Genomic DNA, 26,494 nt, shown 5'->3' with positions numbered 1-26,494 from the left:
CATGCACACTGCAACGTTGAGTACCCCCACGACCACCGGGGCGGACGCCCGGGGAGGGGAGCGTCGCTCCGGCTCCTTCGCCACCGCCGCCGCCCGACGCCGCTACTGGGTGTGGGTGTCCTGCCTGATCGCCGGTTCCCTGCTGCTCGGGTTCGGGCTGATCGCCTGGGCCAACCCGATGCCGCTGGGGACTCGCGGTTTTTGGATCATCGCCCAGCACCGCTCGCTGGCCGTCTTCGTCATGGCGTTGGTCGCCCTGTGCCAGGCGATGGCGACGGTGGCGTTCCAGACGGTGACGAACAACCGCATCCTGACCCCGTCGATCATGGGCTTTGAGTCGCTGTACCGGGCCATCCAAACCACCTCGGTGTACCTCTTCGGCCTCGCAGGGCTGGTCTCCTTCACCGGGCTCACCGCCTTCGTGTTCCAGGTCGGCGTCATGATGGGGCTGGCCTGCGCTCTGTACGGCTGGCTGCTGTCGGGCCGCTACGCGAACCTGCAGGTGATGCTGCTGATCGGTGTGGTCATCGGCGGCGGGCTCGGCTCGGTGTCCTCCTTCATGCAACGGCTGTTGACCCCCAGCGAGTTCGACGTGCTGAGCGCGCGCATGTTCGGGTCGGTCTCCAACGCCAACCCCGTCTACTTCCCCGTCGCGATCCCCCTCATCGTCATCGCGGGTGGGGTGTTGTGGTTCACCTCCCGCTCGCTGAACACCCTCAGTCTGGGCCGCGAGGCCGCCATCAACCTCGGCGTCCCCCATCGGCGCATGACGATCATCGTGCTCATCGCGACCTCGGCGCTCATCGCCACCTCGACGGCCTTGGTGGGGCCCCTGACGTTCCTGGGGTTCCTTGTGGCGACCCTGGCCTACCAGGTGGCCGACACCTACGACCATCGCTATCTGTTCCCCGTCGCAGCCCTCATCGGGTTCGTCGTCTTGAGCGCGGCCTACTTCGTGATGAACTTCATCTTCTACGGATCTGGCGTGGTCTCGATCATCATCGAACTGGTGGGCGGCACCGTCTTCTTGATCGTCATTATGAAGAAAGGGCGCCTGTGATCCAGCTCAGCAAAGTCCTCAAGCGGTACAGCAGCGAGGTCTCCATCGGCCCGGTCGACCTGGAGATCCCCTCCGGCGGCATCACCGCGCTCGTCGGCCCGAACGGCGCCGGGAAGTCCACGATGCTGACGATGATCGGCCGGCTGCTGGGCATGGACGAGGGCAGCATCACCATCGCCGGATACGACGTGGCCTCCACCAAGTCGCGCGATCTCGCGACGATCGTCTCGATCCTGCGGCAAGAGAATCACTTCATCACCCGGCTGACCGTGCGCCAACTCGTCGGGTTCGGGCGCTTCCCCTACAGCCAAGGTCGCCTCAACCGCGACGACGAGGCGATCATCAGCCGCTACATCGACTTCCTCGACCTGCGCGAACTGGAAACCCGCTACCTCGATGAGCTCTCAGGCGGGCAACGCCAGCGCGCCTACGTGGCGATGGTCCTGTGCCAAGAAACCGACTACGTCCTCTTGGACGAGCCGCTGAACAACCTCGACATCGCCCACTCCGTGACGATGATGCGGCACCTGCGCGCCGCCGCCGCCGAGTTCGACCGCACGATCATCGTGGTGCTCCACGACATCAACTTCGCCGCCGCCTACGCCGACTACATCTGCGCCATGAAGGACGGGGCGATCGCCGAGTTCGGTCCCCCAAGCGCCATCATGCGCGACGGCGTCCTGAGCACCTTGTTCAACACCGACATCACCGTCATCCCCGGCCCGAACGGCCGCCCGGTCGCGATCTACTTCTGAGCGGGCTCGGGCCCCATTCGGGCGCGATGCCCGGCGTCAGAGGGTCATCCGGTAGGTCCGCACCTCAAACGGTGTGAGGGCGACCGTGAGCGCATCGGTCTGCTCCGCGACCGGCGTCCCCAGCCGATCCTCCATCAGGGACGCCTCCCAGACCGCCGCCGCCGGACGCGCGAGCCGCAGCGTCCCGCGGGCACGGCGTCCGTACGGCTCGTACACGCGGATGATGAGGTCACCGGAGCGGTCGGCGGCGAGCTTGATCGCCGAGATCACGATCCCGTCCGAGGCAGCCACCAACGGTGGCACCTCCCGCCCGAGGTGGGGACGCCGCGCTGTGTTGAGCGCATAGCCCTCCCGCGTCGCATCCTCGATGTCCGCGCCGATCACCAGCCCGTAGCGGTGACGCTGCTCGCCTTGATCGGTCTGCGGATCGGGGAACCGGGGCGCACGCAACAGCGACAGGCGCAGGTTTGTGGTGAACTGCGTGGCGGTGCCGTCGTGTCCGACCTGACGGCTGACGTCGAAGCCGTAGGTCGAGTCGGTGACCAATGCCGCTCCACCCCCGGCCTCCTCGGCCAGCACGAACCGGTGCATCGACGTCTCGAACTTCGCCGCCTCCCAGGACGTGTTGGTGTGGGTGACGCGGCGCACGGCCCCGAACTGGGTCTCGGCCAGCGTCGATTCGGCGAACAGGTCCAGCGGGAACGCCACTTTGAGGAACGTCTCGCTCTCATGCCAGTCGGTGACCTGGTCGATTTCCAGCGTGCGCGAGCCGGGCCGCAGGCGCAGCGTCTGCACGACCTGCGAGTCACCAAAGGCACGTTCGACGCGGACGCTGGCCACGCCGTCGGTCAGGTCGGCCCGCAGCGACCGGTGCCCGCGCAGGTCGGTGACGCGGTTGCGATAGAACCGGTCCACGTCCCATGCGTCCCACCTGTTGGGGAAGTCGGGGTGGATCTGCAGCAGGTTCGCGGCAGCCCCGGCGGGGATCAGCTCCCGTCCGCTGCTGTCGTCGACCGCCGAAACGATCAACCCGTCGGCGTCCACGCCGACGCGCACGAGCCCATTCGCCAGCGTCCACCCCTCAAGGGTGGCGGTGAGCGTCACCGCGTCGTCGGGCGCGACGGGGACGCCCGCGCTCAACCCTGCGACCCCATCCACGGGGTAGGGCGAGGCGTTGAACACCACCGCCTGGGGCTCCGGCGATCCCCCGTCGTCTCCCTGCGCCTCCGCATCCGGCGCTGCCAGGATTGCCTGCGCCTGCGCGATCAACGCCAAGGCCTCGGCTTCGATGCGGGCGTAGTGGGCGACGGCTTCACGGTGCACCCACGCGATGGAGGTGCCCGGCAGGATGTCGTGGAACTGCTGCAGGAGCGTCTGCCGCCACAAGGCGTCCAGGGCGTCATAGGGGTAGTCGACGCCCGCGCGTACCGCCGCGGTGGCCCACCACAACTCGGCTTCGACGAGGAGTTGCTCGCTGCGCCGGTTCCCGGCCTTGGTGCGATGCTGGCTGGTGAGCGTCCCCCGGTGCATCTCCAGATACAGTTCGCCCACCCACACGGGCGCCTGCGGCAGTTCGGTGCGAGCCCGCGCATAGAAGTCGTCGGGGTGTTCCCAACGCACGCGTGCAGAGCCCTCCAGGTTGGCCAGCCGGGACGCCCGACCCACCATCTCCCGCGTGGAACCGCCGCCGCCATCGCCCCAACCGGTGGGAGCGATCGACCCGGACGCCAGCCGGGCCTCCCGGAACTGGCGGGACGCCTTGGCTACCTCGGCGCCGCTCAGTTCGGAGTTGTAGGTGTCCATGGGCGGAAAGTGCGTGAAGACGCGCGATCCGTCGATCCCCTCCCAGTCGAAGGTGTGGTGGGGGAACACGTTGACCTGGTTCCACGAGATCTTTTGCGTGAAGAACCATGAGAACCCCGCCCTGCGGATCAGTTGCGGCAGCGCCGCCGAGTAGCCGAACGAGTCGGGTAGCCACACCCCGTTCGAGCGGCACCCGAACTCGGTTTCGAAGAAGCGTTGGCCGTAGAGGAACTGCCGGGCCATCGCCTCCCCCGACGGCATGGTGGTGTCCGACTCGACCCACATGCCGCCCAACGGAAGGAACCGTCCTGCGGCGACGGCGTCCTTCACCTTGGCGTACACCTCCGGGCGGTGCTCTTTGAGCCAGGCGTACTGCTGGGCGCTCGACATGCCGTACACGAAGTCGTCGGTGGACGCGATGAGTTCGGTCATGCTCGCGGTGGTGCGGGCGACTTTGCGGATCATCTCGCGGACGGGCCACAGCCACGCCGAGTCGATGTGGGCATGGCCGACGGCGGCAATCCGGTGCGCGCTGGCCTCGGCGGGGGCGGCCAGCACGTCCGCCAGAGCGGCACGAGCCTGCGCTGCGGTCACCGCGACATGGTGCAGATCCAGGGCGTCGAGGGCGTCGTCGAGCGCTTGGAGGATGCGTGCCCTGCGCGGCGCTGTTGCGGGAAGCTCGGCCTGGAGCTGGACCAGGACCTCGACGTCGAGGGCCAACTCGAACACGTCGGGTTCGAGCACGGCGATCTCGGCGCGGCGCACGGCGTAGAGCGGCGTCTCGGACGCGGTGGCCAGGTCGCCGTTGGGCGTGGGGAGGAAGGTGTCCTCGCAGAGCAGAACGGGGTTGGCGGCGGCCTCGACGTACAGGTCGACGATCTCCTCACCGCGCGCGGCCTCTGCGACGGCCACCCATTGGTTGCGCGGGTTGATCGACTTCACCGGCTCCCCGTCGGGGCGATACACGAGGCCTTCCGCTTGGAAGCCGGGGCTGGCCGTGGTGAATCCCAGGTCGATGACGGCCTCGATCCGCTTGCCTGCCCATGCAGCGGGCACGACCCCGTGCAGATGGAACCATGTGGTGCTCCAGGCGGGCCCCCACGGTGTCCCCAGGGTGTAGGGCTCATAGTCGGCTGCCAGGGCGTCCGCGGGGGACACCGGTTCGCCGGGCAGGTGATGCGCCGTCATGGTCAAAGGCAGGGCCGCCGAGTACAGAGCGGGCCAGATCCGTTCGGCGAGGACGCGGCGGGTGCGATCAACGGTGAGCGCGGTGTCAGCGTGCATGAGACTCATCCAACCCGATCAGCGGGCCTGGACCCAGGAAAACGGTCACGGGAGAACCTGTTGCCGCGGCAGCCCCTCGCACCGTCCAGACATGAGGTGGCCCCGCCGGGAATCCCAGCGGGGCCACTCGTGGTTCAGCGTGCGTCGTGTGGCGACGTCTCGCTCAGAAGACGCCGTTGGCGATCGCGCGGCTGCGCTCACCTTGGAGCTTGGCGTCCTTCGGGTAGGTCTTGTAGAAGACGAACCAGTAGACGGCGTTGAGCAGGTACGGCAGCGCAGCACCGATGAGGATCGTCAGCTGGAGATCGCCGATGGCCTGGGCGATGTTGCCCAAGACGATGCTGTAGACGACGTTGATGCCGCCCTGGATGAGCGAGAACAGCACCGCGAAGGCTGTGGCGGAGAGCTGCTTGGGCGTGACGGTGGAGATCATCGGGAGCACGCAGCCGGAGAAGCCGATCGAGAAGATCAGACCCATGAGGAAGACCATCACGTAGTACATGAGGCTCGGGTCGTTGGTGACGACCTGGCCGTTGCCCGGCGTGACGTCGGGGTCCCACCACTTGGAGAAGTACATGGTCAAGGCGATGATCGTGCCGAAGGCGACCGCGTAGATCTGGAACAAGATGATGCGTCCGCGTGCGCCGAACTTCTTGGCGAAGAGGTCGCCCAGCAGGCCGCCCACGAGAGCGGAGACGGTCATGCCGATCTGCATGACGGTGTACAGGTAGGACGCGTTCTTCACGCCATAGCCCAGGTCGCGGGCCCACACCTGGCTTTGGAACCCGAAGAGCACCAGCGAGGTGACCAGCAGCAGCATCGGCGCCATGAGGGCCAGCGTCGGGATCTTGAACAGCTTGGGAACGTCGCTCCACCGGAACATGCCAGCCTCGGCCTTGAGTTCCGCACGCTGCTCCTCGCTCACGCCCTTGGGCTCGTGGACGAAGATCAGGATGAGGACGCCGGAGACCAGCGACAAGATGCCCATCGTGAACATGGCGTAGCGCCAACCCTCGGGGTTGCCGCCGAACTGACCCAGCGCCGGGGTCAAGATGAAGCCGAGTGCGGCGGAGGTGGCGCGCACGAGGCCGAAGGCCCGCCCGCGTTCAGAGCGCCGGTACAGCGAGCCGAGCAGGCCATTAAGGATGGGCTCGGAGGCCACCGTGCCGATGAGGGCGATGGAGTAGAGCGTCAGCAGCATCGGCCAGCTGGTGGCGAAGCCGGTGGCGATGGTCCACAGGCCCCAGACGCCGGTCACCACGAACAAGATGACCTTGCGCCCGAACTTGTCGGCCAGGACGGCCCAGATGGGGCCGAAGATCATACGTGCGGCGTTGCCGAGCGCGTTCAGCAGACCAAGCTGCGAGTCGCCCAGCCCGAACGCCACCATGATCTGGGGGAAGAACGTCTTGGATACGCCGCCCTCGGAACTGTCGATGGACATCGAAGCACCCAGCGAGATCGCCGCTCCCACACGCCCCCGCGGAGGGACGAAGTTGGACTCGTCGGCACCTTCATCGCCGTCGAGCATCGAGACGCCCTGCGGCGTGTTCGCCAGCAGGTCGTCGGTTCCGGAGACACGACTTGCTCCCCAGAGCGGCTCCCCCTCGGGGATGCTGTTGTTGTCAGACACCGTTGTCGGCCCTTCCCTTCATCGCGCGAGCTGGCGTGCCGCCAACGGGCCGGTCTCCCCATCCTCGGAGAAGTGCTTCAGGCGCGAAACTCTCCCTCACCTTTGCGGAGAGAGTTGCTCGTAACAATGTGATTCGAACATGCCTCGCGCGCACTCGCCACCCTGAGCGGATCATTGCCCACAAGTTGCAGCAACACTTGGCAACCGTCCGCTCAGCGCGACCCCCCCGCGGCCGAAAAGTCACCACCGCGATCGGCACACGGCCGCGATCGCCGCGTCAGCGCGGACGTGACCGCAGGGGAGGTTATTTGCGATGATGGGAGTTGTGCCTGAACCCATCTCGCTCGCCTTGATGACCCCCGCCGATGTGGAGGACGCGGTCCGCGCCCACATCGCCATGCAGCATGTCGCGTACGCGCATCTCGCCGACGCCGGTCACGCGGCCGCGCTGTGGACGTCGACCTCCGAACGCCGCGACGCGCTCCTGACGGACCTCGCTGCCGCGACCGAGTCCGCGCATCTGCACGAGGAGCCCGAGGCGCGCCACATCGTCGCGCGGAGCGAGCGCGGCGCCATCGTGGGGTTGGCGTCCGCTTTTCGCGGCGTCGGCGACTGGGAGCACGATCTGTTCGGGGACGCTCACGTCCCTGCGGGTGTCGATTGGTGTCTCGACACTCTCTATGTCATGCCCGGCTTGCGCAACGAGGGGCTAGGCCAGCGGTTGCTGGACGCCGCCCTGCCCGACCATCGCGACGCCTACCTGTGGGTCATCCAGGGCAACGCGGGTGCGCGCCGCTTCTATGAGCGCAACGGCTTCGCCCTGGACGGGTTCGGCGGGCGCTCGGGGCCCGACTGGGGCGATCTCGATATGCAGCGGATGGTGCGTCACGCGTCGCACTGACCCCCGCGCGCACTTCGACAACACCCCTTACCACGCGAACATTTTCGCATCAATAGTGTTGCTTTATTAATTTCCCGGAAAACGCTTGCCCTTCCTGCCAAGAGCTACTACGCGCAGTAGTGTGAGTTCGATTAACGAACCGCGTCCACTGGAGGTCGAGCATGGACCAACCCACCACCCGCAACCTGACGCACCTGCCTGATCTGGGCACCAGCGCCGGTCGCGTCGGACCCGTGCGGCTACGCATGCCGATCTACGTTGACCTTCTGCCGCCGTGCAATAACGCCTGCCCTGCGGGGGAGAACATTCAGGAGTGGCTGCGCCTGGTCAAGGCCAAGGACGACCAGGGTGCTTGGCGTGAACTCACGCGCAACAACCCGTTCCCCGCCATTCATGGGCGTGTTTGCTACCACCCGTGCGAAACGGCCTGCAACCGTATCGAACTCGATGGCGCGGTATCGATCCACTCCGTCGAGCGATTCCTCGGCGACACGGCCATCGAGCAGGGCTGGCAGTTCACCAAGCCGGCCCATAGCTCCGGTCGGCGCGTGCTGGTCATCGGCTCGGGCCCCTCGGGACTCTCGGCCGCCTACCACCTGGCGATGCTGGGCCACGACGTCGAAATCCACGACGGCTCCGAACTGCCCGGCGGCATGATGCGCTACGGCATCCCCGAGTACCGTCTGCCGCGCGATGTGCTGGACGCCGAGATTGCCCGCATCCGCGAACTGGGCGTCACGTTCGTGCAGAACCACAAGGTGACCGACCTGCTCGATGAGCAGCGCGCCGGGCACTTCGACGCCGTGTTCGTCGCCATCGGCGCCCACCTGTCCAAGCGGGTCGACATTCCCACCATGGACGCCGGGCGCATCGTGGACGCGGTGAGCTTCCTGCGCGACGTCGCCTCCGGCGACCGTCCGCTGATCGGCCGCCGCGTCGCGGTGTACGGCGCAGGGAACACGGCCATGGACGCCGCTCGTACCGCCCGCCGCCTCGGCGCCGAGGAGTCGATCGTCGTCTACCGCCGGACCCAAGACCAGATGCCCGCCCACGCCGAGGAGCACGACGAGGCCGTGCGCGAGGGCGTCAAGATGAACTGGCTGCGGACCATCAACCAGTTCGATGAGGGCCACATGCAGGTCGAGATCATGGAACTCGACGAGAACGGCAAGGCTCGCGGCACCGGCAAGTTCGAGACGCTAGAGGCCGACACGGTCATCTTGGCGCTCGGTCAGGAAGCCGACTCCGGCTTCCTGCGCTCCATCCCGGGCATGAGCTTCGACGGCGACACCGTCAACGTCAATCCCACGACGCTCATGACCGATGTGCCCGGCATCTTCGCGGGCGGCGACGCCGTCCCGTCCGAGCGGACCGTCACCGTCGGCGTCGGCCACGGCAAGAAGGCCGCCACCATGATCGACCTGTGGCTGTCCAACATGCCCGCGGTCCCCAAGGAGAAGCACGACCTGGCCAGCTTCGACAAGCTGAACTTGTGGTACTGGGGCGACAACCGGCGCACCAGCCAACCTGAGTTGGCCGTCGCCGCCCGCAAGGCCTTCGATGAGGTCGTGGGTGGCCTGACCGAGGACGAGGCCCGCACCGAGGCGTGGCGCTGCCTGAGTTGCGGCAACTGCATCGAGTGCGACGGCTGCCTGGGTTCCTGCCCCGAAGATGCCGTCATCAAGCTCGGCAAGGGCAACCGTTACCGCTACGACTACGCCAAGTGCACCGGCTGCGGCACCTGCTACGAACAGTGCCCGGTGCATGCCATCGACATGATCGCGGAACGCTGAACGCGAGAAGGACGGAAGACGACACCATGACCCGAGCGATCATCGATGGCAACGAGGCCGCCGCCTCGGTGGCCTACCGGCTCAACGAGCTGTGCTCCATCTACCCCATCACCCCGAGTTCCACGATGGCCGAGTTGGCCGACGAGTGGGCCGGCAAGGGGCAAAAGAACGTATTCGGCATCCGCCCCACGGTCGTCCAGATGCAGTCTGAGGGCGGCGCCGCGGGCGCCCTCCACGGGGCGCTGCAGGGCGGTGCGATGAGCACGACGTTCACGGCCTCCCAGGGCCTGCTGCTCATGATCCCGAACATGTACAAGATCGCGGGTGAGCTGACCTCGACGGTGTTCCACGTCGCGGCCCGCTCGCTGGCCGCACAAGGCCTGTCGATCTTCGGCGATCACCAAGACGTGATGGCGGTCCGGCAGACGGGCTTCGCCCTGCTCAGTTCGGCCTCGGTGCAGGAGTGCCACGACCTGGCCGCGGTGTCCCAACTGGCGACGCTGCGCAGCCGCGTCCCGTTCATCCACTTCTTCGACGGCTTCCGCACCAGCCACGAGCTGAACACGCTGGAGATGCTCAGCGACGACGATCTGCGCGCGTACGTGCCCGAGTCGCTGATCATCGAGCACCGTGACCGCGCGCTGAGCCCCGAGCACCCCTACATCCGGGGTACCGCGCAGAACCCGGACACCTACTTCCAAAGCCGCGAAACGGTCAACCCGTACTACGACAAGGTCCCCGGCATCGTCCAGGGCGCCATGGACGAGTTCGCCGAACTCACCGGCCGCCAGTACCACCTGATGGAGTACTACGGCGATCCGGACGCCGAGGCGATCATCATCATCATGGGGTCGGGTGCCCAGTCGGCGATGCAGGCGGTCGACCACCTGCTCGCGGACGGCCGCAAGGTCGGCGTCCTTCAGGTGCGGCTGTACCGCCCGCTGCCGGTCGACGCCCTTCTGGACGCGATCCCCGCCTCGGTGACCTCAATTGCGGTCATGGACCGCACGAAGGAACCCGGTGCGGGCGGCGAACCGTTGTTCCTGGACGTCACCTCGGCGCTGGCCGAGGCCGTCTCCACGGGGCGACGCGCCACGTTGCCGCGCGTCATCGGCGGGCGCTACGGCCTGTCCAGCAAGGAGTTCACCCCCGGCATGGTGATCGGGGTCTTCGACGAACTGGCCAAGCCGTCGCCGCGTCCGCGGTTCACCGTGGGTATCAACGATGACGTCACGATGCTCAGCCTCGATTACGACGAACTGGACGTGGAGTCCCCCCAGACGCTGCGCGCGGTGTTCTTCGGCATCGGTTCAGATGGCACGGTCGGTGCGAACAAGAACACCATCAAGATCCTGGGCAGCCAAGACGGCACCTACGCGCAGGGCTACTTCGTGTACGACTCCAAGAAGTCCGGCAGCCGTACCGTCAGCCACCTGCGCTTTGGGCCGCAGCCGATCACGGCGCCCTATCTGGTCAACGCCGCCGGCTTCATCGGCGTCCACCACTGGTCGATCCTGGAGCGCGTCGACGTGCTCAAGATGGCTCGCCGCGGCACGGTCGTGCTGGTCAACAGCCACTACTCGGCAAACGAGGTGTTCGCGCACCTGCCCGAGCCGATGCAGCGTCGCCTCATCGAACTCGAGTGCGAGTTGTGGACGGTTGATGCCAACGCGGTGGCCCGCACCGCCGGCATGGGCAACCGCACCAACACGGTGTTGCAGACCTGCTTCTTCGCGATCAGCAAGGTGATGGAGCGCGACGCGGCGATCGAAGCCGTCAAGCAGTCGATCCGCAAGACGTACGGCCGCCGCGGCGCCGACGTGGTGGCCAAGAACGAGAACGCGGTGGACGCCGCGATCGCGCACCTGCACCGCGTGGAGGTGCCTGAGGCTCCCGTCTCCGACAAGCAGCGGATCGCCGCCGTGCCCGCCTCGGCACCGGCCTTCGTCCGCGACGTGACCGCCCAGATGCTCATCGACAACGGCGACACGCTGCCGGTGTCGGCGCTGCCCGTGGACGGCACCTACCCCAGCGGGACGACGCAGTACGAGAAGCGCAACATCTCCGACATCGTCGCGGTGTGGGACGAGAACGCCTGCATCCAGTGCGGTAACTGCGCGTTCGTCTGCCCGCACGCCGTCCTGCGCGCGAAGTACTACCCGGAGACAGCCCTGGAGGGGGCTCCCGAAGGGTTCCAGACCGCCGAACTGAACGCTGCGGGCCTGCCGGGGGCTCGCTACACCCTGCAGGTCTACGCCGAGGACTGCACCGGCTGCGGGCTGTGTGTGGAGGCTTGCCCGGTGAAGGTGCCCAGCGGTAACAACCGCAAGGCGATCAACCTGGCGCTGGTCGAGGATCGCGAGCCGACCCGCACCAACGTGGAGTTCTTCGAGTCGATTCCGGTCAACCGGCGTAGCCGCGTCGACTTCGCGACCGTGCGGGGCGTCCAATACCTGGAGCCGTTGTTCGAGTTCTCGGGGGCGTGCACCGGTTGCGGCGAGACGCCGTACCTGAAGTTGCTGAGCCAGTTGTTCGGGGGCCGCACCTCGATCGCGAACGCGACGGGCTGCAGTTCGATTTATGGCGGCAACCTGCCCACGACGCCCTGGTCACGCAACAAGTACGGCCGCGGGCCTGCCTGGTCGAACTCGCTGTTCGAGGACAACGCCGAATTCGGGCTGGGGCTGCGGCTGGCCGCCGACCTGCAAACCGAACTGGCGCGCACCCGCCTGGAGCAGTTGCGTCCCGAGATCGGCAACGACGATCTGGTCGACACGATCCTGACCACCGAGCAGCAATACGAGTCGGATCTGAGCGCCCAGCGCGCCCGCGTCGACGAGCTCAAGACGATCCTCGAAGGCATGGACGGTATCCGTGCCGCCGACCTGCGTTCGGTGTGCGATCACCTGCTGCGCCGGTCGGTGTGGATCGTCGGCGGTGACGGCTGGGCCTACGACATCGGTTCGGGCGGCCTGGATCACGTGCTCGCGTCCGGCCGCAACGTCAACGTGCTGGTGCTGGACACCGAGGTGTACTCCAACACCGGTGGCCAGGCGTCCAAGGCGACCCCGATGGGGGCCGTGGCGAAGTTCGCCTCCGCGGGCAAGGAGACCATCTCCAAGGACCTGGCGATGCAGGCGATCAGCTACGGCAACGTGTACGTGGCCCGCGTGGCGATGGGTGCCGATCCGGAGCAGACGCTGAAGGCGTTCCGTGAGGCGGAGGCCTACGACGGCCCCAGCCTGATCCTGGCCTACAGCCACTGCATCGCGCACGGCATCGACATGAAGAAGGGCCTCGACCAGCAGTACCTGGCGGTGAACTCCGGGCACTGGCCGCTGATGCGCTACAACCCCGTCTTGCGGATGGCGGGGAAGAACCCGTTCCTGCTCGACTCGCCGCGTCCACGGTTCCCGCTGCGGAAGTACCACGAGAACGAACTGCGGTTCCGGATGCTGAAGGCTGCCGACCCTGAGGCGGCTGAGCGGATGCTGGAGTTCGGCCAGGCGCAGGTGGCTCGCCGCTGGCGCGACTACGAAGAGATGTCGGTGCGCGGCGCGGACGAGTTCGCCACCGACGCGAAGGAGTGAGCAATGGATCTGACCACCACCTACCTCGGCCTGGAGCTGAAGCACCCGGTCGTGGCGTCGGCGGGCCCGCTGTCGCAGACGCTGGACGGCGTGAAGGGGCTGGCCGACGGCGGTGCGTCCGCGGTCGTGCTGTACTCGCTGTTCGAGGAGCAGTTGCGCGCCGAGGTCGCCCGCGATGAGGCGCTGATCGAATCCCACGAGAATGCCTCCCCGGAGGCGCTGGATTACTTCCCGGCGAACCCGATCACGATCAAGTCCGCTGCCTACAGCTATCTGTCGTTGCTGGAGCGGTCCGCCTCGGCGCTGGACGTCCCGGTGATCGCATCCCTCAACGGCGCGGATCTGGGCGGCTGGGTCGAGTTCGCGCGCGAACTGGCGGACGCGGGCGCGTCCGCGATCGAGTTGAACATCTATCTGGTCCCCGGGGACACCGCCACCAGCGGTGACGCCGTGGAGAAGCGCCACCTGGAGATCGTCTCCGCGGTCACCAGTGCCGTCTCCATTCCGGTGTCGGTGAAGATGTCGCCCTACTTCAGTTCGCCCGGAAACATGGCCCTGCGTTTGGTGGACGCGGGCGCGTCCGGCCTGGTGCTGTTCAACCGGTTCCTGCAGCCTGACGTCAACCCGGAAACGCTCGGCATGGACTCGGCCTTCGACCTGTCCACCACGCACGAGGGGCGGCTCCCCCGCACCTGGATCGCGGCGCTACGCAACCACACCAACGCGTCCCTTGCGGGCTCGACGGGTGTGGAGACCGCCGACGATGTGATCCGCTATCTGTTGGCGGGCGCTGACATCGTCATGACGACAGCGGCGCTGGTCCGGCATGGCCGCGACTACACCTCCGAACTCGTCAGCGGCCTCCAGTCGTGGATGCTGCGCAAGGAGTTCACCTCCCTGGAGCAGGTGCGCGGCATGATGGCGCTCCCCCTGGTTACCGACGCGGACGCTTTGGAGCGTGGCGGCTACGTGGGCGCCATCCAGGCAGCCAAGGAGCGCTACGGCGCTCTGTGACCCGCCTGGGGCACGCATAACGGCACCGTCATCACCTCGGTCCTCGGACGGGCTACCTCAGCGCAACAGGCGCGGGGCGGGAGTTCTTCAACTCCCGCCCCGCGCCTGTTGTGACTGCTAGCCGTGGATCACTGACCGCGTCGGCGACGCGCGTACATGATGGCTGCTCCGCCCGCACCCATCAGCACGAGCGAACCTGCCGCGAGGCCAGCCACGTTGTCCGCGCCGGTCATGGGAAGGCGTCCGCTCGGATTCTCCGGGTTCTCGGGGGAACCGCCCGGGTTCGTGCTGGGTGACGGATCCGACGGTTTCGTCGGGCTCGGCGGCAGCGTCGGCGTCGGGCCGGGGCTCGGCGGCTGGGTCGGCGTGGGCGTCGGCGTGGGCGTCGGGCTCGGAGGCACTGGCACCTTGATCGTCACGGCCAACGTTCCCAGGTTCGACGTCAGACCATTGACGTCTGTGACCGTGTACTTCTGAGACGTGACCGCACCGTGGTATCCCGGCTCCGGGGTGAACGTCGCGACCGGCTTCCCTTCCACCACAGTGATCGACCACGAGCCCTCGCCAGGAACCACCTTCGTGGTTTGCCCATTGTCGAATGCGGCCGACGTCACGGCACCCTTCCCGGGTGTCACGTCGGGGGTCAGCGTGGCCACCTGATCCGGTTCGATCGTCGTGGACGCATCGCCGGTCTGTGGGCCTCGCGCGGTGAGGTGCGCGTCACAGTTCACTGCGTCGTCGGGCTCCGCCTTCACGCTGGCGTTGCGCCCGCTATTGCTCAACTGCGGAGTGGCGGGTGCCCCGTTCACGGTGCACACCCACGTCACGTCATAGGCGCCGTCCGGGGTTCCGCCGCCGTGGTTCAGCGCGTAGGAGATCACCGTGCCTTCGCCAGCCACGATGGGCTGCTTGGGGATAACGCCGGTGTTCCGGGCGCTCCCGTCGGTCGTGGCCTGGCCGAGCGCGATGTCGCCCTGCTGGACGGTCATCGTGTAGGTGCCCGTCGCCTGGCCATTGGCGTTGTCGACCGTCACCGAACCGGACGCCTGGGTGAACATCACGGCGAAGGCCACAGCCTCTTGGGAGTTGAAGGCGACGCGCATGTCGATGGCGACTGTGCTCGGGGCTGTGGCCTTCATCACGGCCGCACCGGCCTTGGCGCTGCCGTCGTTGCCGCCCGAGCAGATGGCCTGGGTTGTCCCCACACCCGACAGTCCCCCGGCGCAGGCGGCGCTGTAGCCGTCCGGCTGGGCGGTGAAAAGCGGCTGGATCGGCTTATCCGACGTAAATGCCAGCGCCTCCGGCCCGGTGGCATCGGTGGATTCCGCGTCGGCCATAATCAGGGAGTATTCCGGGTAAGGAACACCATTCTTGGTCACGGTGATATTGCTCAACTCGACGTGATCGACCCAGCCGCTCCAATCGCTGGTCGACCCGTCAGGGTTCTCGATGCGATCCAGGGTGGTCCACAGCGCCGGCTTGCCCGCAGTCTGGGTGTAGTACGCGTTTCCGATGACGGCACCGGTGTAGGTGGGGAACGCATGCGCCACCAGGGTGCGGGGTCCGTGCTCGTTGGCGTAATTGAGGGTGCCGGCGTCATCGTTCGACAGCACAGGCTGGGCGCCGGGCACGTTCTTTTCGATCTTGACTGTGAAGCTGATGATGCTTCCGCCAGGCAGGTTCAGGGACATCGACTGACCGCCTGCCGACGACGCTTGGGCGAAGTCCAGGCTCGACATGTCGATCCAGCACAAGGCCTCAGCCTTGGGACCGGTTTGCCCGTAGTTGCAGCCCTGCGCCCCTGCAGCCTGAGCGCCGGGGAGGGGCCCCATGCCCATCATCCCCACCGTCAACGCGGCGAGGGCGGGCACCGCCATCCACCGACACGCTGTCGCATGACCGCGGCCGCCTTTACGCGCAGGCGGCAAACAATTCACCGTGCTGTCTTTCACCGTTCCTCCTCTCATGGCACATAGCTCCAAGGACGGAGGACACTCATTCGTCAGTCCATTGAGAGATTGCAGAATGCCCACCCGCGCCGCTGATAACGGCGTCGCAGTTGGGCGGTGCGGCATTGTCCACAACCGGCGCTCCTCGCGGGATGCTCCTCCCGCACGCGTTCTCACCTAGACTCGGCGGGGATGGAACTCTCCGACCCCTCACGCGCACGCCCCCGTACTGCCCCCGGATCCGCGTCACCGCGGCAGCCTGGGCAACGCCCGCTCCGGGTCGCGCTGTTCACCGACAACTACGGCCCAGCCCCCAGTGGCCTGCTGTATGCCGTGCAGTTCTTGGAGAAGCAACTCCTCGACGACGGCTATCAGGTGCAGGTCGTGGCACCGGCGACGCCGGGGCCGAACCCGTACAAGAATCACCCGCTGCGTTCGGAGTTGCGGCTCCCCTCGATCAAGCTCCCTGGCCTGCCGATGGCCGTCGCGGGCGGGCGCGGCTTCGAGCGGGCCCTGGACGCCTTCGAGGCCGATCCACCCGATCTCATCCATGTGCAGGGGCTTGGCCCCATCGGTCTCCTCGGAGTGTGGGCAGCTGATCGCGCAGAGTGCCCGTTGATGGTCACCTGGCACACCGACTTCGAGGCTTACGCCGACCATTACGCGATGCTCACCCCTTTCTTGGATGCCTTCTATCAGCTCCTGAAGGTGTCCACGAAGGGCATGAAGCGCCCCCAGATGCAGGACATGCGCCGCTGGCTGTCGGATGGACGGCTGGTGGCGTCCGGGTTGTTGCGGCGGCGTCCCACCAGCCTGTCGCGGCGCAACCTCCTCGACGCGGCCCGCGGCATGCTCGAGGCGGCAGAGTTGGTGACCACTCCGTCAGACAAGACGGCGGTCCGCGTGCGCGAACTCGCCCCGCGCAGCCACATTCGCGTGGTGCCCAATGGTGTCGACGCCCTCCCCTCCGGTCGCCCGCTCCCGGCTGCATCCGGGCCCCGCATTTTGTATGTGGGGCGGATCGCCCCCGAAAAGAACATCGCCTTGCTGGTGGACGCCTTCGCGTGGGTGCGTGAGGACATCCCGGACGCGGAACTCATGTTCGTCGGCGACTGGCGCGTGTCCTCATCGGTAGCGCAGAAACTCCGTGCGGCTCGTCGTCGTGGCGGCGTCACGCTCGTGGGGCAGATCCCGCGCCAGCAGTTGGGGCCCTACTACGCCTCCGCCGACGTGTTCGCCTTCCCGTCGACCTCCGACACCCAGGCCCTCGTCCTGCACGAAGCCGCGCATGCCGGGCTTCCTATCGTGAGCGTCGATGACGAGTTGCGGCTCGTGGTCGATCCCGACGTCAATGCGCTGATCGCTCGCCCCACCCCCGAGTCGCTGGCCCGGCAACTCGTCACCATGCTGCGGCGGCTGCAAGACCCGGAGTTCGCGCAGCGGGCTCGTGCGCGCAGCCGCGAGATGGCGTCCTGGTGGACGATCCAGCGTCAGTCCGAAGCCATGATGGATCTCTACCGGGATCTCGCCGCCGGTACTCCGATTCCAGAGTCGATGCACGCCGACCCATCGTGAGCGAACTTCAGGTGTGCCCGTGCGGCACCGGCACGGCCTATGCGGCTTGCTGCGGACGCTTCCACATGGGCACCCGCCGCCCACCGACGGCGCTGGCGTTGATGCGGTCACGGTATTCGGCTTTTGCGCTGGGGCTGCCCGACTATCTGATCGACACGTGGCATCCGGCGACGCGACCCGCCGATCTGGCGCGGGACGCGGACACTCACTGGCAGGCGCTGGAGATCCTCGCCACGACGGATGGCCGGGCGTGGCAGGAGGAGGGCACGGTCACCTTCGCGGCATCCTGGGACTCCCCCGCAGGCTCAGGGGTGTTGCGGGAGCGGAGCCGGTTCGTGTTCGAGGACGGTCGGTGGCTCTATGTGGACGGCGTCGGGGGCTGATCTTTGGGGGGCGGCTGCGGGGGTGGGTTTGCGGCTTCGCGGCGTTCACGGCGTCGATCCAGGAGGTGCCCCACCCAAGCGACGGGGATCCACCACACGGGGAACGCCACCAGCGACGCGACGGCGACGATGTGCCAGGGCGGGGCGTGGGCCTCCAGCCAAAGGAACCCGTTCAGCAAGGCGACGCTCCCCACGAGTATCGCGGCAAAGAGGCCGACCATCCCAAGGCACCCGTGGGTCCGCATGGCGGCAACGTAGCAAGTGCGGACGGTCCACCACTACCCCGCGTCCAGCACCGCAGGGGGGCCCTCAGCGAGGTAACGAGAGGCTGCGCATGCGGGCGACCTCGAGGGCCGCCTTCCTGATGAGTGTGGCCGCGGGCAGCGTGAGCAGGGCCGCCACGAGAGCAAGCCCGCCGTAGCCGAGCAGGAGAAGCAGCGGCCCCGACGCCAGTGCGGCGAGGGCACCGGCGTAGTTCATGAGCGCATCGGTGCCGCCTTGCAGCGGCACACGCAGTTCCCCCACATCGACGCTAGCCAGGAGGGCGGAGGCGGCGATGGTGCACGCGGACCAGCCCACGCCGAGCAGCACCAATGACGCTCCGACCAGGAGGATGTTGCCCCCGTTGACCATCGCATAAGCCGCGGCCACGGCCAGCATGGTCAGCCCCGGGATGGCGACCCAGACCGGTCCGGCTTGATCACACAGCCACCCGAAGAGCGGGCTGAGGGCGTACATCCCGAGAATGTGCAGCGCGATGACCCAGCCAACGTAGGGCAGGGGGTACCCGCGCTGAGCCAGGAACAGCGGTGCCATCGTCATGATCGCCACCATCATCGCGTGGGCACCGACCAGTAGGGCCACGGCGAACCGGGTTACAGGGTGGCGCATCGCCCAGCGCAGTGCAGCGAAGCTGCCGACCCGGGGGCCGCTGATTGCGCTGGGGGTCGGCGCCTGCGCCGGGGCGAGGGGCACTCGATACAGCGCGGTGATGATGAGCCCGGCGACGACGAACCCGATCGCGGCAAACAGGTACGGCCCTGAGAGCGGATACATCCTCAGCGACGTCGCGATGTCAGCCCCCAGTGGGCTGAGTTGCGGCCCGACGACGGATCCGAGGGTGGTCGCCCACACCACGACCGAGAGCATCAAGCCGCGCGAGGACGGGCGACCCACCTCGGATGCCGCATACCGGGATTGCAGGTTGGTGGCGCTCGCGAATCCGAACGCGGCCATGCCGACGAGGACCAGGAGCAGCCAACCCAGCGAGGCACCGATGATGATCAGGGCAGCCCCGGCTGCGGCGACCGCGTAGCCCAGGCCCAGTGAGGCGCGGCGTCCGCGACGCGCGGCGAGGTGGGCGAGCGGGACAGCCGCGGCAGCGGCACCGAGGACGGCCAGCCCCTGGCTGGCGCCTGCGAGTTCCACGCCTCCCATGTCGGACACGAGCAGCGCACCGACCGTGATGCCGGACGCGATACCGAGTCCGCCGAGCAGGTTGCTGAGCAGCAGGGCCGCCAGGGGCGCCGCGGGTGAGGCGGGGGCCTGAGGGCTGGGGGGCGCGGTCATCTCCATCATGGGTGGGGGCTCCTGTCGTGGTGGGGCGGCAGATGGTCCCCGCTGCGGTGATCCCGACCAAGGTGGGAATGCGGAGCACAGACGTCGCGCCGCGGGGGTGATGCCGTGATCGGCGCCAGCGAGAACCCCACGGTAGCGTCCAGACGCACGCCCACGCACCTGCCTGACAGCCCTCGGGACGCCGCCGCGCCGCAGCCCCCTTTGCGGGGAGCGGACGACGGCGACTGCGGCAGCATCGGGGGCGCGTCAGTTGGCGACGGGGCGGAAGCGGCGCAGCAGCAGCGAGTTCGACACGACGAACACGGAACTGAACGCCATGGCAGCCCCGGCGATCATCGGCGTCAGCATGCCCAGGGCGGCCAGCGGGATCGCGGCCACGTTGTAGGCGAACGCCCAGAACAGGTTGATGCGGATCGTCCGCAGTGTGGAGCGCGACAGGCGCAGGGCGTCCACGACCAGCATGAGATCGGGACGCATGACGACGATCCCGGCGGCCTCCTTGGCGGCGTCGGTGCCCGACCCCATGGCGATGCCCAGGTCTGCGGCGGCCAGGGCTGCGGCGTCGTTGACGCCGTCCCCGACCATGGCGACGCGTCCGTGCGTTTCTTGGAGCGCGCGGATCGCGGCGACCTTCCCGTCGGGGCGCACGTTCGCCATGACCTGGCTGATGCCCACGCTGTCGGCGACTGCCCGGGCGGCACGCTCGTTGTCGCCGGTCAACAAGACGGGAGTGAGACCGAGTTCGGCGAACCGGGCGATGGCGTCGCGTGAGGTGGGTTTGACGGTGTCGGCCAGAGAGACGACGCCGATCGGCGCGGCACCCCGGGACACGACCACCGCGGTTTGCCCGCGCGCCTGGGAGGCGTCCACCGCCTGGAGCAGATCGGTGGGCAAGTCGGCAACGGCATCGGGGCGCGAGACGCGGACGGCGACCCCGTCCACGACGGCTCGCACGCCCTCCCCGGGCACATTCTCGAAGGAGTCCACCGGGCGCGGCGCGTCCGGGTGGGCCGCGACGATCGCCTGCGCGAGCGGGTGCTCGGAGCTGGCCTCGGCGGCAGCAGCCCAGCCGAGGACGTCGGCCTCGGTGACGCCACCTCCAGCGGTCACGCCGACAACCTGCAGTTCGCCCGTGGTGACGGTTCCGGTCTTGTCCACGGCGATGACGCGGACGGACTTGGCACGCTCCAAGACGTCCGGCCCGGCGATGATGACGCCCAGGGAGGCACCTCGTCCGGTGCCGACCAGCAGCGCGGTGGGGGTGGCCAGTCCGAGCGCGCACGGGCAGGCGATGATGAGCACGGCCACGGCGGCGGTGGCCGCAAACAGGACCGGTTCGCCCGCCAGCTGCCAGCCCGCGAACGTGATCAAGGCGATGATCAGCACGATCGGGACAAAGACCCCCGCCACCTTGTCGGCGAGCGCCTGAACGGGCGCCTTGCGGGTCTGGGCCTCCTCGACCATGCGGGCCATGCGGGAGAGTTCGGTGTCCTCCCCCAGCGCGGTGGCCCGGACGACGAGGCGTCCGTTCGCGTTGAGGGTCGCGCCGATGACCTGGTCGCCCGGAAGCTTGTCCACCGGAAGCGATTCGCCGGTCACCATGGACTCGTCAACGGCTGACCCCCCGGAGACGACGACGCCGTCAGTGGCGATCTTCTCGCCTGGCCGAACCACAAACTCGTCGCCGAGCTTGAGGAAGTCGATCGGGACGCGCTCCTCGACGCCGCCGCGCAACCGGGTCGCCTCGGAGGCGCCCAGCGTCAGCAGCGCGCGCAACGCGGCGGAGCTTTGCGTCCGGGCCCGGGCTTCGAACCACCGGCCAGCCAGGAGGAACGTGACGATCCCGACGACTGCCTCGAAGTACACCGAGGCCCCGTCGGCCCGGCCGATGGTGAGCGTGAAGGGGTGCGTGTAGTGCAGGTCGCCCGCGTGCGTGAACAGCAGGGCCCACAGGGAGTACCAGTAGGCCGCGGAGGTGCCCAGCGAGATGAGGGTGTCCATCGTGGTCGCGCCGTGGCGCAGGTTCACCCAGGCGGAGCGGTGGAAGCGTCGCGCCGCCCAGAAGTAGACGGGGCTCGCTAGCACGAGGGAGACCCAGGTCCAGCCGGGGAACTGCAGCGCGGGGATCATCGCCAACGCGATGACGGGGACGGCGAGGGCGGCCGACAGCATCAGGTCGCGGCGCAGGGGCGCGACGCGATCGGGGGCGGGGGTGGCCGGATCGGGCCGCTTGGCGCCGTAGCCGGTCTTCTCCACGACGCCGATGAGATCGTCGAGGCTGAGAGTGGTCGGGGCGAGGATCTTGGCCTTCTCGGTGGCGTAGTTCACCGAGGCGGTGACGCCGTCGACCTTATTGAGTTTCTTCTCGATGCGGGCGGCGCAGGACGCGCACGTCATCCCGCTGATGTCGAGTTCGAGGGAGGCGCGGCGCTCCGGATCGGTGATGGCGTCCGCGGTGGCGGCCTGGGGGGCCATGGTGATGCTCCTTTGTGCGGAGGACCGGCGTGTGGTCGCACAAGGGGGTGCTCGTGCGAGGACTGGCTGGTCCTGGCGGTGGATGAGGGTCGGCTCACCCGCGACGACAGCACGGGGAGCCGGGTGACCCGGACGCCGGGGCGCACCTGACGTGGCGCTCAGCGGCGCGGCGGCGTCCGAGGTGAGGCTCAGGCGACGGTGTAGTCCCCGGCCTCGGCAACGGCCTCGACGATGCGGTCGAAGTCGACCGCATCGTCCGAGACAACCTTGAGGGCACCGGATTCGAGGTCGACGGTCACGTCGGTGACGCCGGGGATCGCGGAGACTTCCTCGGTGACGGCGGCGACGCAGTGGCCGCATGTCATGCCAGTGACGGTGTAGTCGGCGACGACCGCGCCCTGCGACGCCGGGGCGGCCTGGTCGGCCTTGGCGTCATGCCCGCCGCAGCCGCAGCCGCAACCGCCGCCGGTGGCGTTGGCGTCCTTGATGCTGAGATCAACCATCGTTACTCCTTGTCGTGATGTGTGATGCCCGCCGGTCAGCTGCGGACCAGTCGGGCGATGGCCTCGGAGGCCTCTTGGATCTTGTCTTCGGCGGCCTGACCGCCCTCACGCGCTGCGGCGACGACGCAGTGGGCCATGTGGTCCTCGAGCAGTTCGAGGGCCACCGACTGGAGCGCCTTCGTCATGGCCGACACCTGGGTGAGGATGTCGATGCAGTACTTCTCTTCCACGACCATGCGCTGCAGACCGCGAGCCTGGCCTTCGATGCGGCGCAGGCGGCGCAGGTAGTTGTCTTTGGCCGTGATGTAGCCGTGCTGGTGCGTGCTGTCGGGATCTTCTGGGTGACAGCAGTCCCCCGCGGCAGGAGCAGCGGGCGTGGCGTCGGCGAGCGTGCGTGCGTCGTCGGGTACCACCGGGACGTCGATGTTCTCGTTCATGTCATGCCTCCTGCTTGACCCAACTATACCCCTCGGGGGTTTATTCCGGCGGCGCGCCGGCGAGGTTGGCCTCCATTTTCCCTCGCGCGGGAAACCGCTCCAAACCTGCCCGCCAGAGCATCACGCAGGGGCCCGCCAGTCACCCACAGGGGCGACCCAAAGCTGTGGAAAAGTGCCCCCGATACTCCCCTAGGGCGGGGCAAGTCAACCTGCGGGTGACACGTGGCAACCGCGACCACACTTCTTCAGAAGAATCTTCGCGCCGCATCGTCTCCCCTAGCCGGAGACCTATCGGCTCGCATCCCTCCGAGGTTAGTCCCACCCCTACGGCGTGTCGTACACAGGGGCCACGGCGTGGGTCCACAGCTATCCACACGCCATCCACAGGGAAGGTGGATGAGTGCGGTTTTCCCAGTTTGGTTCCGCCCCATCGGGGGGCTACGTTCGGGTACTTCCCGTCGCCGAAACTATGCACTTGGGGGGCCGGAACGGGAACTGTCGGGATGGCGACCTATCGTCGTCCCAGTAGGCACCCACGGGGAGAGGACGCGACCGATGTCGATGGACCAGCAGGGATCATGGTCCGACAATGTGGTTCCGTTTGAGCGCTCCGGCGGGGGCGGCTCCGACCGCACGCCGCCCCAAGACATGCCCGCCGAGCAAAGCGTCCTGGGGGCGATGCTGCTGAGCAAGGACGCGATCGGCGAGGTCACCGAAATCCTCAAGGGGCGCGACTTCTACCGCCCCGCCCACGAGTACATCTACGACGCGATCATGGATCAGTACGGCCGCGGCGAGCCCGTGGATGCCATCACAGTGGCCGACAACCTGAGCAAGAAGGGCCAGATCAACCAGATCGGTGGCCACATTTACCTCCACGAACTGGTCTCCGCGGTGTCGGTGACCGCTAACGCGACCTATTACGCCGAGATCGTGCGGGACAAGGCGATCCTGCGCCGCCTCGTCGACGCGTCGATGAAGATCTCGCAGATGGGCTATCAGGCTGAGGGCGATGTGGTGAACATCGTGGACGCCGCCCAGCAGGCCATCTTCGAGGTCGCCGAGAATCGCGCCTCCGAGGACTATCAGCCGCTCTCAGAACTCGTGGAGATCACCCTCGACGAGATCGAGGCGCTCGATGAGCACGGCCAGATGTCGGGCGTCCCGACCGGGTTCATCGACCTCGATCACCTGACCAACGGCCTCCACCCCGGGCAGATGATTATCGTCGCCGCGCGTCCTGGCATGGGTAAGTCGACCCTCGGGTTGGATTTCGCGCGGGCGGCGTCCATCAAGCATGGCTTGTGCAGCGTGTTCTTCAGCTTGGAGATGACCAAGTCCGAAATCGTCATGCGCTTGCTGGCTGCCGAGTCCGGCGTCCCGATGAGCGCGATCCGCAAGGGCGAGATGAACGAGGAGTACTGGTCGCGGATCTCCTCCAAGACTGCCCAGGTGAGCCGCGCACCGCTCTACATTGACGATTCACCCAACCTGACGATGATGGAGATCCGCTCCAAGGCCCGGCGTCTCAAGCAGCGCATGGATCTCAAGCTCATCGTGATCGACTACATGCAGTTGATGACCTCGGGCAAGAAGGTCGAGTCGCGCCAGTTGGAGGTCTCAGAGTTCTCCCGACAGATCAAGCTGCTCGCCAAGGAACTCGAAGTGCCCGTGGTGGCACTCTCCCAGCTCAACCGTGGCCCCGAATCCCGCACCGACAAGAAGCCGATGCTGTCTGACCTGCGCGAGTCCGGCTCCCTGGAGCAGGACGCCGACGTCGTCATCCTGCTGCACCGCGAGGACGCCTACGACAAGCAGTCCCCGCGCGCAGGCGAGGCCGACTTCATCGTCGCCAAGCATCGCAACGGCGCCACCGACATCCTTCCCGTCGCCTTCCAGGGCGCACTGAGCCGCTTTGTCGACATGCAGCGCTGAAAGCCTTGATCCGCACATCGACGACGCCGCCCTGGCGGCGAATCTCCCGACCAACGCGAACAGACCGGACGGGGTTGCGGTCTGTTCGCGAACACGTGAGCTGAACGGCGCCACGCACGCACCCTTCCCCCAACACCTGATGACCTCTCAGCGGTGGACCTCAACTCGCCAGTGGCCGGCACCGCGAGGCAGCTATGGCGCACCAAGCACCGGTGCAGCCCTTCAGCGAACAACCACGGCGTGCAACTCGCCCACCGGCAATTGCCGTGAAGCAGTCACCGTCACCGGAATCGTCCCCTCAAACCCCAATGCCGACCAGTCCACCACCCAAGCACTCGACGCCGTGACCGCGTAGGTGCCCTTCGGCAGCGAGGGCCACCCGTAGACGTACCCACACGTCGGCGACGGCGTCGCCGGCTTCACCGAAGCCCGATACGCGCTCATCTGCGTGCATACCACCTTGCCACCATCACCCATATCGAACGTCGTCGCGCCACGCCGCGCATTGATCGTGATGGTGATCCCATTCCCCGTCACCGTCGACGACATCGACCCCGGATCATCCGTCCACAACCACAACGGGTACCCCACCACCGCCATGTTCCACTCATTCACGCTCGGATCCGGCCCCACCAACGGAGTCGGCACCGGCAACTCCATCCGCGACACCAACGATCTGACCGTTCGCTCCACCCGCTCCCGCGACGGAGCCGCCACCGGAGCGGCCTGGTCGCCGGGCTCCTCGTCAGGAACAATCCGACACTTCACCAACTCCTGAGCCCCCTCCCAACACTCAGGAATAACCGCGGGCGGCTTAGGCCGCCGCGGATACAGCCGCACGGTCCGACCATCCACCTCAGCCAACTCGTACTTGAGTTGCTCCGATGTCTGATCGGCCACGCCCGCAGGACTCCCACCACCAGAACCACGTCCGCCCCCCGAACGCTTCTGTTCTGCGATCTGCGCATCTACAACAGCATTTCCCATATCTTCTGCGTACGAACGCGCATAGCCTTTCGGCTCGGCAGCCACTCCACCCGATAGGACCACCGCGAGTAGCGCCACGACCGGAATGTAATGCCTCAACATGATTCGACGGTCCGCGACTCCGAATCGACAATCCTCAACAGACCGCCTGCATCGCGCGCCATATAGAACCGATGATCGATGGCTACCCCCGGCGTGGGCGCCCCGCTTGGGTTCGCAAACCGCACACCCCTCGCATCAGTACAAACCGTCAGGGCAACGATCGACCCCGACATACTCAGACCCGGCAACCGCCGCACCCACACAACGTCAGCCTGGCCGCTGAGCCGGTTCCGCCCCTGCGCTTGCTCAAGTGCACGGGCAACCATCTCTCGAAACCCACCCGCAGTAACCGCCTCAAGTTCAGCCGTCATCACCGGATTGGCGCTCAATTGAAGCCTCTCCCGCTCAGCCCTGAACCTGCGATAGACCACCTCAGCCTCAGCGTATAGCGCATCACGCCTTTGGGATTGCTCATACTCAATCGGGCCGCACGGTACCGCTTCACCACCCGCCTCTGGAATGCACGCGTACGTCGGTGACGGAGTGGGAGTCACCGCGGGAACTGGCGAACAACCTGCCGCCACGACCAGCAGAACAATGATGAGCGAACTGGGCCGCCTTGAGAGATTCATGGGGTCATACCTCCTGGGGATGGCCTCAGTGTGACATAAGTGGCTCTTCACACTTCCGGTGGGGGTGGCGGGGTGAGTCCGCCGCCGATGAGGAGCATGCGTAGCCGGTAGTTGTCTCGGTTGCGGAAGCCGCGGGCGATGCGGCGGTGGAGTTCGATGAGCCCG

At 67.3% G+C, this 26,494-nt stretch carries 17 protein-coding genes; 9 read left to right on the top strand and 8 right to left on the bottom strand.

Annotated features, from left to right (window positions below; translation table 11 throughout):
- Nucleotide 1: 1 nt before the first annotated feature.
- Together C1706_RS10490 and C1706_RS10485 are read left to right on the top strand one after the other, a co-directional pair.
- Nucleotides 2–1,060 carry an iron chelate uptake ABC transporter family permease subunit gene (locus tag C1706_RS10490; protein ID WP_129459201.1) on the top strand — a complete coding sequence of 353 codons (1,059 nt, stop codon included), beginning with the start codon at nucleotides 2–4 and terminating at the stop codon, nucleotides 1,058–1,060.
- Complete coding sequence (locus C1706_RS10485) at nucleotides 1,057–1,815, top strand: iron ABC transporter ATP-binding protein (RefSeq protein ID WP_129459200.1); 759 nt, start codon at nucleotides 1,057–1,059, stop codon at nucleotides 1,813–1,815. Before C1706_RS10490 ends, C1706_RS10485 begins: the two co-directional genes overlap by 4 nt.
- A 36-nt stretch (nucleotides 1,816–1,851) precedes the next feature.
- Here the strand turns inward: C1706_RS10485 and C1706_RS10480 are convergent, their stop codons facing one another.
- Both C1706_RS10480 and C1706_RS10475 read right to left on the bottom strand, forming a co-directional pair.
- The gene (locus C1706_RS10480; protein WP_129459199.1) at nucleotides 1,852–4,902 is read right to left on the bottom strand and encodes an alpha-mannosidase; all 3,051 of its coding nucleotides are present in this window, start codon (nucleotides 4,900–4,902) and stop codon (nucleotides 1,852–1,854) included.
- Nucleotides 4,903–5,065: 163 nt separating this feature from the next.
- Nucleotides 5,066–6,535 carry an MFS transporter gene (locus C1706_RS10475; RefSeq protein WP_129459198.1) on the bottom strand — a complete coding sequence of 490 codons (1,470 nt, stop codon included), beginning with the start codon at nucleotides 6,533–6,535 and terminating at the stop codon, nucleotides 5,066–5,068.
- Nucleotides 6,536–6,860: 325 nt separating this feature from the next.
- Here C1706_RS10475 and C1706_RS10470 point away from each other — a divergent pair, with 325 nt between their 5' ends.
- The 4 genes from C1706_RS10470 (at nucleotide 6,861) to C1706_RS10455 (ending at nucleotide 13,833) form a co-directional block, all read left to right on the top strand.
- Nucleotides 6,861–7,436: a GNAT family N-acetyltransferase gene (locus C1706_RS10470; protein ID WP_180316859.1), complete on the top strand. Its 576-nt coding sequence runs from the start codon at nucleotides 6,861–6,863 to the stop codon at nucleotides 7,434–7,436.
- Nucleotides 7,437–7,597: 161 nt separating this feature from the next.
- Complete coding sequence (locus tag C1706_RS10465) at nucleotides 7,598–9,229, top strand: NAD(P)-binding protein (protein ID WP_129459197.1); 1,632 nt, start codon at nucleotides 7,598–7,600, stop codon at nucleotides 9,227–9,229.
- 26 nt (nucleotides 9,230–9,255) lie between these two features.
- A complete protein-coding gene (nifJ, locus tag C1706_RS10460) occupies nucleotides 9,256–12,819 on the top strand; it encodes a pyruvate:ferredoxin (flavodoxin) oxidoreductase (RefSeq protein WP_129459196.1) in 3,564 nt (1,187 codons plus the stop codon).
- A 3-nt stretch (nucleotides 12,820–12,822) separates the two neighbouring features.
- Nucleotides 12,823–13,833, top strand: coding sequence for a dihydroorotate dehydrogenase-like protein (locus C1706_RS10455; protein ID WP_129459195.1), 1,011 nt, complete (start codon nucleotides 12,823–12,825; stop codon nucleotides 13,831–13,833).
- 128 nt (nucleotides 13,834–13,961) lie between these two features.
- Here C1706_RS10455 and C1706_RS10450 read toward each other — a convergent pair whose 3' ends face one another.
- Nucleotides 13,962–15,710: a CshA/CshB family fibrillar adhesin-related protein gene (locus tag C1706_RS10450; RefSeq protein ID WP_129459194.1), complete on the bottom strand. Its 1,749-nt coding sequence runs from the start codon at nucleotides 15,708–15,710 to the stop codon at nucleotides 13,962–13,964.
- Between the two features lie 264 nt (nucleotides 15,711–15,974).
- On the opposite strand from C1706_RS10450, the gene C1706_RS10445 reads away from it, so the two are divergent.
- The gene (locus C1706_RS10445; protein ID WP_129459193.1) at nucleotides 15,975–17,357 is read left to right on the top strand and encodes a glycosyltransferase; all 1,383 of its coding nucleotides are present in this window, start codon (nucleotides 15,975–15,977) and stop codon (nucleotides 17,355–17,357) included.
- On the top strand, nucleotides 17,354–17,740 hold the full coding sequence (locus tag C1706_RS10440; RefSeq protein ID WP_241653536.1) for a YchJ family protein: 387 nt from the start codon (nucleotides 17,354–17,356) through the stop codon (nucleotides 17,738–17,740). Before C1706_RS10445 ends, C1706_RS10440 begins: the two co-directional genes overlap by 4 nt.
- Before the next feature lie 309 nt (nucleotides 17,741–18,049).
- Here the strand turns inward: C1706_RS10440 and C1706_RS10435 are convergent, their stop codons facing one another.
- From C1706_RS10435 to C1706_RS10420, 4 genes are all read right to left on the bottom strand, one after another.
- Nucleotides 18,050–19,309: an MFS transporter gene (locus tag C1706_RS10435; RefSeq protein WP_164987521.1), complete on the bottom strand. Its 1,260-nt coding sequence runs from the start codon at nucleotides 19,307–19,309 to the stop codon at nucleotides 18,050–18,052.
- Between the two features lie 255 nt (nucleotides 19,310–19,564).
- Complete coding sequence (locus C1706_RS10430; RefSeq protein WP_129459191.1) at nucleotides 19,565–21,793, bottom strand: heavy metal translocating P-type ATPase; 2,229 nt, start codon at nucleotides 21,791–21,793, stop codon at nucleotides 19,565–19,567.
- A gap of 188 nt (nucleotides 21,794–21,981) precedes the next feature.
- The gene (locus C1706_RS10425; RefSeq protein WP_129459190.1) at nucleotides 21,982–22,296 is read right to left on the bottom strand and encodes a heavy-metal-associated domain-containing protein; all 315 of its coding nucleotides are present in this window, start codon (nucleotides 22,294–22,296) and stop codon (nucleotides 21,982–21,984) included.
- A 35-nt stretch (nucleotides 22,297–22,331) separates the two neighbouring features.
- Nucleotides 22,332–22,733 (bottom strand): metal-sensitive transcriptional regulator, encoded by a 402-nt coding sequence (locus C1706_RS10420; protein WP_129459189.1) that lies wholly within the window; start codon nucleotides 22,731–22,733, stop codon nucleotides 22,332–22,334.
- A gap of 561 nt (nucleotides 22,734–23,294) precedes the next feature.
- Between C1706_RS10420 and dnaB the strand changes: the two genes are divergently transcribed.
- Nucleotides 23,295–24,668 (top strand): replicative DNA helicase, encoded by a 1,374-nt coding sequence (gene dnaB, locus C1706_RS10415; RefSeq protein WP_206661099.1) that lies wholly within the window; start codon nucleotides 23,295–23,297, stop codon nucleotides 24,666–24,668.
- A 222-nt stretch (nucleotides 24,669–24,890) separates the two neighbouring features.
- Here dnaB and C1706_RS10410 read toward each other — a convergent pair whose 3' ends face one another.
- Entirely contained in the window at nucleotides 24,891–25,568 is a 678-nt protein-coding gene (locus C1706_RS10410; protein ID WP_129459187.1) for a hypothetical protein, read from the bottom strand.
- Nucleotides 25,569–26,494: the final 926 nt, after the last annotated feature.

Source organism: Propioniciclava flava (assembly GCF_004126535.1).
Taxonomy (GTDB): domain Bacteria; phylum Actinomycetota; class Actinomycetes; order Propionibacteriales; family Propionibacteriaceae; genus Propioniciclava; species Propioniciclava flava.
The sequence above is the reverse complement of the archived record's forward strand: the minus strand, read 5'-3'. Positions and strand labels throughout refer to the sequence as shown.

Excerpts from the sequence above, each read along its gene's own strand:
- C1706_RS10465 (WP_129459197.1), top strand. The coding sequence starts at position 7,598 with ATGGACCAACCCACCACCCGCAACCTGACGCACCTGCCTGATCTGGGC.
- C1706_RS10450 (WP_129459194.1), bottom strand. The coding sequence starts at position 15,710 with ATGGCGGTGCCCGCCCTCGCCGCGTTGACGGTGGGGATGATGGGCATG.
- dnaB (WP_206661099.1), top strand. The coding sequence starts at position 23,295 with ATGGACCAGCAGGGATCATGGTCCGACAATGTGGTTCCGTTTGAGCGC.
- C1706_RS10490 (WP_129459201.1), top strand. The coding sequence starts at position 2 with ATGCACACTGCAACGTTGAGTACCCCCACGACCACCGGGGCGGACGCC.
- C1706_RS10455 (WP_129459195.1), top strand. The coding sequence starts at position 12,823 with ATGGATCTGACCACCACCTACCTCGGCCTGGAGCTGAAGCACCCGGTC.
- C1706_RS10445 (WP_129459193.1), top strand. The coding sequence starts at position 15,975 with ATGGAACTCTCCGACCCCTCACGCGCACGCCCCCGTACTGCCCCCGGA.
- C1706_RS10425 (WP_129459190.1), bottom strand. The coding sequence starts at position 22,296 with ATGGTTGATCTCAGCATCAAGGACGCCAACGCCACCGGCGGCGGTTGC.
- C1706_RS10420 (WP_129459189.1), bottom strand. The coding sequence starts at position 22,733 with ATGAACGAGAACATCGACGTCCCGGTGGTACCCGACGACGCACGCACG.
- nifJ (WP_129459196.1), top strand. The coding sequence starts at position 9,256 with ATGACCCGAGCGATCATCGATGGCAACGAGGCCGCCGCCTCGGTGGCC.
- C1706_RS10435 (WP_164987521.1), bottom strand. The coding sequence starts at position 19,309 with ATGACCGCGCCCCCCAGCCCTCAGGCCCCCGCCTCACCCGCGGCGCCC.
- C1706_RS10430 (WP_129459191.1), bottom strand. The coding sequence starts at position 21,793 with ATGGCCCCCCAGGCCGCCACCGCGGACGCCATCACCGATCCGGAGCGC.
- C1706_RS10480 (WP_129459199.1), bottom strand. The coding sequence starts at position 4,902 with ATGCACGCTGACACCGCGCTCACCGTTGATCGCACCCGCCGCGTCCTC.